A 12,760-nucleotide genomic window follows, 5' to 3' on the forward strand; every position below is an offset into this window, starting at 1 on the left:
AGTTAGGCGGTGCTTATGAAAAGTCTTTTTGTTCAAATAGGAAGCATCTTGCTAGCTTAGATGTATCTAACCAAAATAGAATCTACTGTATCAGGACTTAAGCAAAGACGCTATATATAATATAGGTCATGGTAAATAAAGCGATCGCTCTATTTTTTTATAGCTATCGCCCAACGAACGTTAATTTTAAACAATCCATAAAAACTTAAATAACTGTCATTTTAATTGTCGGATATTTGAGTTCAGATGCTAGATATTCAGATAAGAATTGATGTTTCAGTTGATAAATAGTTTTTCCCCTATGAGTTGCTATTTTTTTAAAATCAGAACTTACACAAAGGCACTATTTATTTGTTTATTTGTAGAGTCAAAAAACTATTGCACAATAGTTTCGCTATATATAGCATCTCTGCGCAAGTCCTAACAGTTATATCAAGGGGGGGGATTAAGAATTAGGAGGTAATCAAGAGTTATAGAGAAGATAGCTTTTCAGAATAGTTTATTTATTTGTCTGCTATAGTTACCCCTAAATTCTAACTTTTTTAACCTTTTAGGCTTAAACAATTGCACTTTTTTTTGACCATAAAAACAGTAACTTTTTTATCTATCAATGCTTTGAAATTTAATCAGCAGAGTCATAGTTAATTCCCGCCAAAAAACTATAAAATTATGTACTATGCCAATCTGAATATGTGAAGATTCAGCCGTCAGCTATCAGTTATCAGCTTTTAGAGAATAAATTTAATAAATAAAATCAAATCTAGTAGTATTGGTACAATCCAATATTGTAAAAGTTTCGTTTCCAGACCTCAGCAAGACAGGAGTTTTTGCCCATATTAACTTTATCCTCTCAAGATGGATTTGATATTAATAGCTAATAGCTGAATGCTTACCGAATAATTAATAATTATTCATTCAACAATTCACACCTGGAAGCCTCCCCAAGGATTGGGGATAAATCAAAAATTTTCATGATTAGTCAATCCCCTTCTTTAAAGAAGGAGTAATTATTAATTATTAATTGTTCATTATTAATTGCTGAACTGAATACTACCCTACTTAATTCATAACCACTACCAAAATAGAACCCCTATAAAGCTAAATACTTACTAATAAATAATCATTAAAAATAAGCAAAAAACTTTAAATAATGCCAACTAATCCATATAACTGGATAGATAAAGCTCTATCAACAATAAACAAAGCTAACTGGTATCGTTCAGTCAAAACAATCGAAACTCTTCCCGGAGCAATAATAAAAATAGAAGGAAAACAACTCATCAATTTTGCCAGTAACGATTATTTAGGATTAGCAGGAGATGAACGTTTAATAGCAGCATCCATCCAAGCAACCAAAGAATTTGGTACTGGAAGTACAGGTTCCCGTTTATTAACAGGACATCGAGAAATACATCAAAAATTAGAACAAGAAATATCCAAATTAAAACAAACAGAAGCAGCATTAGTCTTTAGTTCAGGATACTTAGCAAATATCGGTGTCATATCTTCAATAGTTAGTCAACGAGACTTAATATTATCAGACAAAAATAATCATTCTAGCCTCAAAAACGGAGCAATTCTGAGTGGTGCAAAAATTATCGAATATAATCATAACAATCTTCAAGATTTGCAAAAAAAACTAGAACAAGAACGAGAAAATTATCGTCGTACTTTAATCATTACAGACAGTGTTTTTAGTATGGATGGTGACTTATGTAAATTACCATTATTATTAGAATTAGCAGAAAAATATAACAGTATGCTTCTAGTAGATGAAGCTCATGCAACAGGAATATTTGGAAATAACGGAGGAGGTTGTGTTGAACATTTTAAATGCACAGGAAAAGAACTAATTCAAATAGGTACATTAAGCAAAGCATTAGGAAGTTTAGGAGGTTACGTTGCTGGCTCAAAAAAATTAATAGAATTTCTCCAAAATAGAGCGCCAAGTTGGATATATACCACAGGTTTAACACCAGGAGATACTGCTGCTGCATTAACAGCCATAAAAATTATTAAACAAGAGCCAGAACGTCGTAGCAAATTATGGCAAAATGTAGAAACTCTCAAAAATTTATTAGAAACAGAAAATCAACCTTTTTACACAGAGAAAAAAATCTCAAATTATGAATCACCAATAATTTGTTTCCCTCTCAAAAATGCAGCTCAAGCATTAACAATAGGAGAAAAATTGAAAGAAAAAGGAATATTGGCTCCAGCCATTCGCCCACCCACTGTTAATACCAGTCGCATCCGTATTTCCCTAATGGCTACCCATCAAAAAAATCATCTTCAGAAATTAGTAAAAGCATTAATTAATTTCTAACCATTTAGCTATTAGCATTCAGCATTCAGCAAGAATATCCAAATATTAAGAAGGAGCTTTCAATGAATATAACTTATAAAGAAAGCTTTCATAGTAAGACGTAATTTACCTCAATATCAAAACCATAAAATAAATAAGACTTCCTGATTAAATCTAAAAGAATTAACAGATAAATATTTAAGAATTAATTAGGGCTTACCGAATAAATATAAAAAGATTGATAGATCAAGGTTTTAGCCTTTTTATGTCTGGAAAAAGTACCTGTTTTTTGGCTCTTCATAGTCAACAAGTAGTGTATTTTGGGCAAGCAAGATAGGGCAAGAAAATCAAGAGACGATTCCATACGACTACCTCCTTTAATAATGCTCCTGAATTCTGAATTCTGAATTCTGGATTCTGACTCCTATCCTTAACCACTCATACTTTTTCAGTAAACCCTAATTATTTGTTTCAAAAAAAGTACAAGCTTTTAAGTAGCTAAGATTAAAAAAGTTAGCCTAAAATACTAACTATAGTTTACATAATAAAGTCTTTTAGTAAAACACAGAATCAATATTAATTTCAGGAAAAATCAAGAGACTAAATAAGACTTACTGATTAAATATGAAACTATTGACATATTAATCGTTTTAGCAACTTATTTATCAGGAAAAAGTACCAGCTTTTCTATCAAAAAGGTTAAAAAAGTTAGCACACAAAGCTCACACAAGAGTAAAAAAATTAACAGACAATTCTTCTGTAGGGACGTTGCATGCAACGTCCCTACTCCTCTATAACTCCCATTCCTCCTAACTCTGTACAAACCTTGCAGAAAGGCTTCCCTACGACTCCCTACTCCCTCCTTAACCATCAGACTTTCCACAGACAAACCCTAAATATGTCATAACAACTCAAAGACTAGAAATAAACTTCAAAACTATTACTGAATAACTAATAATTCAATAATTCAGATTTATTAGCCTCCCTTTTTAATGTAAAAAAGCAGTCGAGAGATACCAAGGTTTTCTCAGCATATCTAATTATCAATTCTCTTCCTTTTAAAGAAAAGTAATTATCAAGCAAGCATTCAGCTATTACCTGTGATATGTCAGCAACAAAAACCTCAAGTTTAAGCAAGATATTTAAAGGAATAAAGAAAGTCAAAACTGGCTTTTATAGTCAAATAAAATTTATGATTTTTCGGGAACCGTATAATAACCCTTCTATCAAAAACTAGAAGCACTCTTCTGATAGCTGTTTTGCTGCGCGACATGAAAAGCGTATCTCCCCTCTTTGCGAAGCATTCCCAAAGAAAAAAGCTAGCTGGTGGCTGAATACTTACATTATCTATTATTAATTATCTATAGACTCATCTTCTACCCCTCTTCCCTCTTCCCTCTTCCCTCTTCCCTCTTCTTTCTTCCTTTTCCCCTCTTCCTGCTGCAAAAAATCTAGAATCTTTTGTACTACCATATCCGGCATTTGTTCAGGTAAATTATCCTCACCAGAATCAACTAAATCAAGTTTAGCCATTGGTAATAAATCAGCATAACACTTACTCATAGCCAGAGAAATTTCTTGATCTTTATCACCCTGTAAAATCAATGTTGATAATCTTAAATCATTCAAACTTTCTCCTAACAACTCAACTTTAATCCCTAACCACCTCCGCCAAAATAAAACTTTATTTCCTCCCATACAAAGCAATAATTTTTCTCTGACTTGTAGCAGCCTTTTTGCTTTCCTTTTAAGCCTTAATAAACGATAAAAACGATATATTAATCCTAAAATAAAACGCAACAAAAAAAGCCTGAGAGACAACCAACCAAAAAATTGCCAACGTGCCTTCACTTCAGGAATATCAACTCCTTCAGGAGATACTAAAATTAAACCCAATAACTTATCAGAATATCTAAGAGCATAACTGACAGCTATCCAAGCTCCCAGAGACTCACCAACTAAATATATCCTCTCTAACTTTAAAGCAGCTATATATTCAGCCAAAGACTCTACCATTTCACTAATTGAATTATACTTAGAGGAAAACTTTGACTTATTAAATCCAGGCAAATCTGGTGCAAAACAATGATAGTTTAGACTCAATTCCTCCATAATCAATAACCATTGACTACTATCAAAAGAAGTTCCATGTAGAAAAACTATACAACTTGAACCAGTACCAATTTCACGCCAAAATAATAGCCCATCAGATAACTTGACACGAGAATTAAGCCATAAAAAATTCATATATATTCAATTTTATTATCAGCTAAAAGAATAGAATTAATGTAAACATTCAGCATTCATCCTTCAGCTATCAGCTTCCAAACAAAATCTACATTACCGCCACACAATTAATTGTATAGATTAACAACTCAAACTGTCGTTTTTGTACTTCAATTCTCTAGTTAAAAATGTGCTATAAGTTAAAAAGCTGTTTGCGCAGCATTCCAGAAGAATAGCTGAATACTTACAAATTAATTAGGGCTTACTGAATAAATATAAAAGCATTGATACAGAAAGTTTTCAGTCTTTTTAGTATCTGATTTATCGGGAACCCTAAAAGTACAAATTTTTAGGCTACTCAGGGTCAGGTATATGAGCATTTTAGGTTAACTAAGACAGAAAAATTAAGGAACTATTTTTCAATTATTTCCTCTGTTCCCTACCCCCCCCCATTCCCTACCTCCACCATCAGACTTTTTCAGCAACCCCTAATCCCTAATTTAGATAGAGAAATATTTAAGCTAAAACGGTTAAACCACTCAAATAATCCTCTAATTGTTGGCCATAATCATAACTAAGATCCTGCGGTAAAGATGTCGGTTCAAAAGCTTGAACATGACTAATTTCTAAGGTGTCTTGAACATCCATATTTCCCCGAACCTCAGCTTCCACTAGAATATTAATAGAATGTACTCTTGGGTCTCGATCTGGTGCAGAATATACTCCCACCAATCGACGAATTTTTACTAATTCTAACCCTGTTTCTTCAAATAACTCCCTTTTTACAGTGGTCGAAATATCTTCGCCCCATTCAACCATACCTCCAGGTAGAGCATATTTATTGTTGTCCCGACGACGAACTAAAACTATCCGGCCATCGGGTAATATAGGGACTACACTGGCACCTGTCAGGGGATGACGGAATATTAAGCCGAGTACAGTTTGTCCAAATTGCCATAATCTACGCATAGGCTTAGGTATTTAAGCTAAAGCACTTTCACTGATTATTTTGACATTTATAGTCAGCAAAAAAGACTTTATCAAATAATTGGGGATTTCATCTTTTCTTAAGTAGAACTACTAAGATAACCAAGCTACAGGCGATCGCCTTCCACAATTTTTCCTTAATTTTCCCTTTTCATCCTCTGAAGCACCCCAAAAATTTTTCCCAGAATTTAGGTATTGCATTCCATCTAAATTTCTGATATAATATATTTAACTGTCCTCACTCGTCTACATATATGACTTTTTATTCAAGTAAATAAATTTAGTTAGTAAGTGTAAGACTTTCCCTGAAGTTAATAAATTGCCACCTCCTCAAATTCACAGACTGCCGACTGCTATAACTCCAGTCAAAGCGATCGCCTTCCACAATTTTTCCTTAATTTCCCCCTTTCATCCCCTGAAGCACCCCAAAAATTTTTCCTAGAATTTAGGTATTGCATTCCATCTAAATTTCTGATATAGTATATTTAACTGGGGTTGTTCGTCTACAAGCATGACTTTTTATTCAAGTAAAGAAATTAATTTAGTTAAGCGTAAGACATTCCCTAAAGTTAATAAATTGCCAGCAGAAATCAACTCGACCTCCTCAAATTCAGAGACTACTGGCCAGATATGTGATGGGTCTGCACTCTTTGCTTCAACTACTATAACTCCAGTCAAAGCGATCGCCTTCCACAATTTTTCCTTAATTTCCCCCTTTCATCCTCTGAAGCACCCCAAAAATTTTTCCCGGAATTTAGGTATTGCATTCCATCTAAATTTCTGATATAGTATATTTAACTAGGACTATTCGTATATACACATGACTTTTTATTCAACAAAAGAAAATAAAGTAGGGGCGACAAAATCCACATCAAATTCATAACTCTGAGAAACTTAACTTTAATTCCGGTGATGGACTAATAGACAAATAAATTTGGGCGTCGTCATCTTTCATACTTTTTCATAGTCCATTGCCCATCACCAAATACTTAATCCTAGTTAACTTTCTAAACTATCCATACAAAGGGGGACCATATCACCATTAATCGTAAGTCCTAATAACATCTCCTCACTTGGCCGTATCACCTTGCCAGTGAGAACACACCGTTCCTCCTGTTGAGCAGTAGCAGGTAAACTGGCCCGAATATCCGAATTAGATAACTGTGGCCTATAATCCCCAGACTTTTGCTGGACATAAGTCCAGAGGATATCCCGAATCAAAGCTTGATAGCCCTTATTATTGGCCAGTTTTTTCAATCTATCCTTTAACTCTCTTTCTAGACGAATGCTAGTAACTTCCATTTCAGTAGTTGAGGTTTTGGGAATTGTGTACATGATTTTTTTCTCCTTGAAAATTTAGCTAGACATATCTGTAATATTAGTGTAGTATAAAAAAGATTAGATGTGAAACCCAATTTTTAAAGAACCTTCGTGTGAAACTTTCATTTGTCCAAACCATCGATCGGTCAAAAAGCAACCCATTCAAGGGTTGTCGTACTGCTTCGTGGCTAATTTTGGCAAAAATTATATTTGATGAAAGAAATTTTGCCATTGATTATGGAGGCTTGAGACTAATTACCAAAATTCATAACATTTTTCCAATTGAAAGGCAAAATATCAGGTCAAATCAAATAGGAAGAAGAAGGGGCAGGTACAGACCAAAAATATCTGTACATAAGTCAAACTAAAAGGTATAAATATCTTTTTTGTAGCCCCCGCTTCCGAATAACCCGAAGTAGGGGTTGTTGATTTTAAATAAGATAAAGAAGTAAAGAAATAAAAGTAAATTTTGTAATTTGGACAACTAATTGAGAAACCAGTCGCTATAAAAATCTAAAATCTTAAAATTAGGAGGTAAAGCAGTGACCAGTATGACTCAAGTATTAAACCAATCTGTAGTAGTATTTTCTCAGAATTACCTACCCATGACTCGCGTGAATATTAAGCGAGCGATCGCTCTATTGGTGACTGGAAAAGCTGAACCCCTAAATTTTGAGCAAGGAAGTGGCTGGCCTCTGCGTTCCCCTAGTTTAGTTTTATATGTACCCGAGCAGATTCGCTTAACAATGGCATCCCAAGAACGGGTGTGGAAAGTTCCCCCAGTGAACCGAAGGGAAGTATTAAAGCGAGATCATCATCGTTGTCAATATTGTGGAACTACTAAATATTTAACCTTAGATCATGTCATTCCTCGCTCAAAAGGTGGTAAGCATAGTTGGGATAATGTAGTTACAGCTTGCGAACAGTGCAATGCTTTTAAGGGTAGTCGTACTCCCACCGAAGCAGGGATGAAGTTATTACATCAACCGAAAACACCAATACATCCGACTATTGCATTTGCTGAACAGTTCTGGCGCGAACGGCAACACGAGGTTTAGAAATTTCTATTTTTTTTCCAGGAGAAAACCGGAAAAGTTGCTGATAAGTTTCGTTAGTTCTAGTGAAGTAACTAGAGCTAAATTTTGATGCTGCCTTTTCAGTTATCAGTTATCAGTTATCAGTTGCTTGAAGTCAGAGACTTGAAATACTAAAGTTTATTTTTTCATCCGGTAGCTTGAGAGCTGATTTTTTGGTCATTGAAAGAAGAGAATAGCAAGGAAGTTATCCTACAGATGCCAGATGTTGTGAAAAAAACGAATTTTAATAACTGCACAGAGTTTTGAGTTTTGAGTTATTGATTAATTACTCAATAACATCCGAAGCTCTTCAAATTAAAAAAGCAGGCAGCAGTCAGCACTTAGCCATCAGCACAAACAAGTTTTTTAGGTAAATAAAGGGGTTAACAATCAGCAGTAAGGAGTCAAGGTAATTGAAATTCCTCCTCAACCATCAGGTTTATAGAAATTAGGGATTTAAACCCAAACCTGCTAAAAGCTAACAGCTAGTTAACCTAGAGCTACTAAAAGCCGAACGCTGAATGCTAACAGCTAACAGCTAGTTAAAAAAGGAGAGACCACCGGGAATGCTAAAATTAACTTATACTGAATCTGACTTTTATATGGAGCGTTTAGCTCAATCTCCCGAACAGTTGGTAGCACTACGGGTAATATTGGCTATGCGAGTTGGTCAAAAAATTGTAGTTCAACCAAGTTCTGCCGCATTTTTACTACCTATAAATTTACCTGAGTTGTCAATGTTAGAGGTAGCTGTCAGAGATGAGGGTGGGGAAAATATTGCCCTTTGTGTTGCTGATGATGAGTTTGCAGAAGTTAGTTTAGGAGGAAATTGGATTACACTTGAGCCAGAACAACAGAATGGAATTTTTATCGCTGCTTTAAGCGATCGCATTGAATTATTACTTTTTAACTTGTGGCAAGCAACTGAGGAAAATGCGTCAGTAATTTTAGATGGATAATTCATAATTCATAATTCATAATGAAAACTATCTCTAATTAAGGTTTGCTGAAAAACTCTTTTGGTGAAAGTAGGGAGTAGGGAGTAGGGAGTCAACCTACCCCTAACCCCTCCCAAAAGGAATGACAGTTATAGAGGAATTAGAAGTAAGAATTGTCTCTTAATTTTTCACCTCAAGCGTGAGCCTTCTGATGCTAACTTTTTCAACCTTTTTGACCTAAAAACTGACACTTTTTCCAGACTTAAAAAAGCTAAAAGCTTTATATTTATATTCTTTTATATTTCCATACGCCAGACCTAATTATTAATTATCCATTGGCAAATAGGTAATAATATTAACTGAGAATGTAGGGATATTCTATGAAATATCCCTACAATATTTTTATCTATTATTCATATAGTTTAATCTGCTTTCAATTTAACATTGAAAGCAGTTTTCAGCAAAAAAATTTTACTTTAGTTGTCAAATACTGTATTATTGCTAAAATAAATTTCTAGACGAGGTTTTTTATAACTTCTTCCCTTTTCCTTCTTCCCTTTTCCTTCTTCCCTCTTCCCTCTTCCTCCATAATATGTCTTACAATGAATTTACTCTCTCAAAATTAGAATCTGAATTTAACCTAATACTTCAGCAACGAGTAGAATTATTCAAGTCAATAGAATTTGTAAATCCTAGTGCTTTACTAAAAGAAATTTTAGCTGAAAATATTCCTTTAGCATTAGAAATTGATACAGAAAAAGCTCGTTCAGAATTAATTATTTCTCCAATCATGGTAGAACTTAGAAAATATTTTAATCGCCAAATTAGTTTATTTTCTGGAACAGAGTTTAACGTAAATCAAAGTAAAGGATTAACAGGAAGATGTGATTTTATTATTAGTTATTCTGCAAAACAATCAGAAATAACTGCTCCTGTCGTGACAATTATTGAAGCAAAAAACGATAATATTAAATCTGGATTAGCTCAGTGTATAGCAGAAATGGTGGCTGCTCAATTATTTAACCAACAAAAAAATAATCAAATTTATTGTATTTATGGAATTATTACAACTGGCAGTAATTGGAAATTTTTAAGGTTAACAGAAAATCAAGTTGATATTGAAGTAGGTGAGTATTTTATTGGAAATTTGCAATATTTGTTGGGAATTTTAGTTTCTATTATTAAAAATACTTATTCTGGTTGATAATCGTCGTAAAATTTAGGTTATTATAGGGAGTTTAATCTCAGTTCAGCTCTACTGTTAGTGGGCAATATATCCCACATTACAGTATAAACATAAATATTGATTTTTTGTCTTAAACATTTGCTTTAAGTTTTTTTAAAACTGGTTTAATTTCATAACCAATAGCTTGTGAAATTAGTTTACATTCTTCTGAAGTAACCAATTTTCTGACATACTCAGGAAGTTTTTCTGGAATATAAGTTTCTTGTAGCCACTGATGAAATTCTCCCAGTAATTTATAGGGATAAATATTAGCAAGTTGTTCACCTCTTTTATCTGGATAATGGTGAAGATACTGTTCAAAATCTGTTTCATATCCGTTCTCTCTTAACCAATAACACCAAGTTTTACCCACCGAAATTTCAATAGTTGCTCTATCATGTAAAATCACATTCTTAGATTCTAATTTCCTCATTAATTTACCAATTTCTTCAAAAACACACCATCTACCTTTTGGTAGTTCAGTTTTTTCCTCAAACAACCTTAAGCGTTCGTACCAAACACGTTGATAAGGATGCAAATTTATAGGTTCTTGAGTAGCAGGTTTTTGACTTGCGAAAAGCCATTGCTCAACCCACTCAGACACCATCATTTCAAATTCACGCGATAGCCACATAGCAAAAGAAATAGCAAGTTTAGGGTGAATCCAAACTTCTCTATTTTTACCTTCTCCTTTTTTTTCCACAAGCTGATAAACCTCAAGTTTTGTTCTATCGGATAAAAGCTCTATATATTCATTTCCTCTATCTGTTTCAAACCAGCTATTGGGGTTTTTATACTTTCCTGTTTGATTTTTATATGCTCTCGCTAACTTACTTACATTTATATAGCCATCAGAATAGCACTGAGTAACTACTAATTCGCCAACAGGATGTTCAATATAGTGTATTCTGATTCATTTCCTTTCCAAATAATTCATAATATAAAAAATAATGTTTTCTTATAAATAATTCAGTGGCTATTTTCCGAACTAAAAAGTTCGTTAACCACTAAATCACAAAATCAACTTTTGTTGTAAAATATTAAAGTTTTTGACTTTATTTATTAACTCATTCTCAGCAATACTTTCCTCAATACATCAGCACTCACTTTATCAGTCACTGTGACAACTCCTATTCCCGTCGGTAACACAAACCGCACCTTACCTGCTTTTACCTTTTTATCAGTCTGCAAAGAAACCAAAATCTCCTCAATATCTAATCCACTAGGCAATTTTGTCGGCAAACTAGCTTTTTCTATCAAACCTAACTGACGGCGATCGCTCTCTTCATCCCACATTCCTAACTCTACCCCTAACCGACTCGCTGCCACCATCCCAATAGCAACCGCTTCCCCATGAATCACCACCGTATAACCAGTCAAACTTTCCACCCCATGACCTATGGTGTGACCATAATTCAAAATTGCTCTTAACCCAGACTCTTTCTCATCTTTTGCTACCACATCTGCCTTACTTTGACAAGACCTAATCAAAATTTCCTCTAATAACCCTGGTGTTAAACTATTAATTTCATCCAGACCTTGACTATTCTCCATATGACCAAATAATTCAGCATCCCAAATTACCCCATATTTAATTACTTCTGCCATTCCACCCCGAAATTCTCGCACAGGTAAAGTTTTCAGTACATCAGGGTCAATTAATACTAACCGTGGTTGATAGAAAGCACCGATGAGATTTTTCCCTTGAGGATGATTAACTCCAGTTTTGCCCCCAATAGCAGCATCCACCATCGCCAGCAAAGAAGTAGGAACTTGCACCACATTCAAACCCCGTAACCAAGTCGCAGCAGCAAACCCAGTCATATCCCCAACCACTCCACCACCCAGAGCAACCATTGTAGAAGACCTTTCCAGACGGTGTGCTAAAGCAGCATCATAAATATTGTGCAGAGTTTGGGGAGTTTTGTATTCCTCTCCTGCCGGGAGAATACAGTGAGAGACATCAAAATTGGCTTTTTGGAGTGAGGCGATCGCTCTTTCCCCATAATGAGCAAATATTTCTGGGTTGGAGACCAGCAAGACCTTTTTGCCCAAGTTAAGGGGTGACATTTTTAGGCCAAGTTGGTCAAGGTTGCCAGGAGCGATCGCTATTTGATAGGACTTTTGGGGCAGTTGGACAGTTATAGATGCCATGAGAAATTTAAGATTTTGCTATTTTGAACATTTGGTATTAAACTTATATCTTAATAGTTTTATTTACCATTTTGGAGAAAAGTTAATGACTGTTGAAGGAATAATTGCTTTTTTTGGGATTTATTTTGCTGCTTTAAGTGTAGCTACAGTTCTGATGTTTGGCTTGCGGGTTGTTAAGTTAATCTAGAATTGTATATTATCCCGTCAAACTATCAAAAGTTTGACGGGGTTTTGTTATTATCGAGGTTAGGATAAACCGCCAGTAATAAAATCTAAATTATTCTCATAAATCACTAACTACCATGAAACAAGTTTTAAAAATATCAGCTATTTTCAGTTTAATAGGACTTACCCATGGACGCTATCCGTAGGGTGCATTTTGCGTTCCGCAAAGCTCCGCTTTATATGTCGGCTCAAGCGCCGAAACGCTACGCGACATGGAAAGCGTATCTCATAACGCACCGATACGCTATATATAGTACCTTTGCGTAAGTCCTGTTAGAAACAAAGAATGGGTATTTAGTTTATC

11 protein-coding genes are annotated in these 12,760 nt (G+C 34.5%); 5 read left to right on the top strand and 6 right to left on the bottom strand.

Features of this window, described 5'->3' with window-relative positions:
• Nucleotides 1-1,150: 1,150 nt before the first annotated feature.
• Nucleotides 1,151-2,326, top strand: a complete 1,176-nt coding sequence (gene bioF / locus VKJ25_RS12085) for an 8-amino-7-oxononanoate synthase (protein ID WP_324236881.1) — start codon at nucleotides 1,151-1,153, stop codon at nucleotides 2,324-2,326.
• Nucleotides 2,327-3,658: 1,332 nt separating this feature from the next.
• Here the strand turns inward: bioF and VKJ25_RS12090 are convergent.
• The 4 genes from VKJ25_RS12090 to VKJ25_RS12105 all read right to left on the bottom strand — a co-directional run bounded on the left by VKJ25_RS12090 (nucleotide 3,659) and on the right by VKJ25_RS12105 (nucleotide 6,853).
• Entirely contained in the window at nucleotides 3,659-4,552 is an 894-nt protein-coding gene (locus VKJ25_RS12090) for an alpha/beta fold hydrolase (RefSeq protein WP_324236882.1), read from the bottom strand.
• A gap of 495 nt (nucleotides 4,553-5,047) precedes the next feature.
• Entirely contained in the window at nucleotides 5,048-5,500 is a 453-nt protein-coding gene (locus VKJ25_RS12095; RefSeq protein ID WP_324236883.1) for an NUDIX hydrolase, read from the bottom strand.
• 537 nt (nucleotides 5,501-6,037) lie between these two features.
• Nucleotides 6,038-6,196, bottom strand: coding sequence for a hypothetical protein (locus tag VKJ25_RS12100; protein ID WP_324236884.1), 159 nt, complete (start codon nucleotides 6,194-6,196; stop codon nucleotides 6,038-6,040).
• Between the two features lie 321 nt (nucleotides 6,197-6,517).
• The gene (locus VKJ25_RS12105) at nucleotides 6,518-6,853 is read right to left on the bottom strand and encodes a ribbon-helix-helix domain-containing protein (protein ID WP_324236885.1); all 336 of its coding nucleotides are present in this window, start codon (nucleotides 6,851-6,853) and stop codon (nucleotides 6,518-6,520) included.
• A gap of 527 nt (nucleotides 6,854-7,380) precedes the next feature.
• Between VKJ25_RS12105 and VKJ25_RS12110 the strand changes: the two genes are divergently transcribed.
• The 3 genes from VKJ25_RS12110 (at nucleotide 7,381) to VKJ25_RS12120 (ending at nucleotide 10,056) form a co-directional block, all read left to right on the top strand.
• The gene (locus tag VKJ25_RS12110) at nucleotides 7,381-7,896 is read left to right on the top strand and encodes an HNH endonuclease (protein WP_483143744.1); all 516 of its coding nucleotides are present in this window, start codon (nucleotides 7,381-7,383) and stop codon (nucleotides 7,894-7,896) included.
• Between the two features lie 584 nt (nucleotides 7,897-8,480).
• Nucleotides 8,481-8,873, top strand: a complete 393-nt coding sequence (locus VKJ25_RS12115) for an alr0857 family protein (RefSeq protein WP_324236886.1) — start codon at nucleotides 8,481-8,483, stop codon at nucleotides 8,871-8,873.
• Between the two features lie 571 nt (nucleotides 8,874-9,444).
• On the top strand, nucleotides 9,445-10,056 hold the full coding sequence (locus VKJ25_RS12120) for a hypothetical protein (RefSeq protein WP_324236887.1): 612 nt from the start codon (nucleotides 9,445-9,447) through the stop codon (nucleotides 10,054-10,056).
• A 112-nt stretch (nucleotides 10,057-10,168) separates the two neighbouring features.
• Here the strand turns inward: VKJ25_RS12120 and VKJ25_RS12125 are convergent, their stop codons facing one another.
• Nucleotides 10,169-10,990, bottom strand: a complete 822-nt coding sequence (locus VKJ25_RS12125) for a KilA-N domain-containing protein (RefSeq protein WP_324236915.1) — start codon at nucleotides 10,988-10,990, stop codon at nucleotides 10,169-10,171.
• A gap of 149 nt (nucleotides 10,991-11,139) precedes the next feature.
• Nucleotides 11,140-12,231: a 3-dehydroquinate synthase gene (aroB, locus tag VKJ25_RS12130; RefSeq protein ID WP_324236888.1), complete on the bottom strand. Its 1,092-nt coding sequence runs from the start codon at nucleotides 12,229-12,231 to the stop codon at nucleotides 11,140-11,142.
• Between the two features lie 85 nt (nucleotides 12,232-12,316).
• Here aroB and petL point away from each other — a divergent pair, with 85 nt between their 5' ends.
• Nucleotides 12,317-12,418, top strand: coding sequence for a cytochrome b6-f complex subunit PetL (gene petL, locus VKJ25_RS12135; protein ID WP_324236889.1), 102 nt, complete (start codon nucleotides 12,317-12,319; stop codon nucleotides 12,416-12,418).
• Nucleotides 12,419-12,760 lie beyond the last annotated feature (342 nt).

Origin of the sequence: Okeania sp. (assembly GCF_035285525.1) — a bacterium.
GTDB lineage: Bacteria > Cyanobacteriota > Cyanobacteriia > Cyanobacteriales > Microcoleaceae > Trichodesmium.

Excerpts from the sequence above, each read along its gene's own strand:
- VKJ25_RS12115 (WP_324236886.1), top strand. The coding sequence starts at position 8,481 with ATGCTAAAATTAACTTATACTGAATCTGACTTTTATATGGAGCGTTTA.
- VKJ25_RS12105 (WP_324236885.1), bottom strand. The coding sequence starts at position 6,853 with ATGTACACAATTCCCAAAACCTCAACTACTGAAATGGAAGTTACTAGC.
- VKJ25_RS12090 (WP_324236882.1), bottom strand. The coding sequence starts at position 4,552 with ATGAATTTTTTATGGCTTAATTCTCGTGTCAAGTTATCTGATGGGCTA.
- bioF (WP_324236881.1), top strand. The coding sequence starts at position 1,151 with ATGCCAACTAATCCATATAACTGGATAGATAAAGCTCTATCAACAATA.
- VKJ25_RS12095 (WP_324236883.1), bottom strand. The coding sequence starts at position 5,500 with ATGCGTAGATTATGGCAATTTGGACAAACTGTACTCGGCTTAATATTC.
- petL (WP_324236889.1), top strand. The coding sequence starts at position 12,317 with ATGACTGTTGAAGGAATAATTGCTTTTTTTGGGATTTATTTTGCTGCT.
- aroB (WP_324236888.1), bottom strand. The coding sequence starts at position 12,231 with ATGGCATCTATAACTGTCCAACTGCCCCAAAAGTCCTATCAAATAGCG.
- VKJ25_RS12120 (WP_324236887.1), top strand. The coding sequence starts at position 9,445 with ATGTCTTACAATGAATTTACTCTCTCAAAATTAGAATCTGAATTTAAC.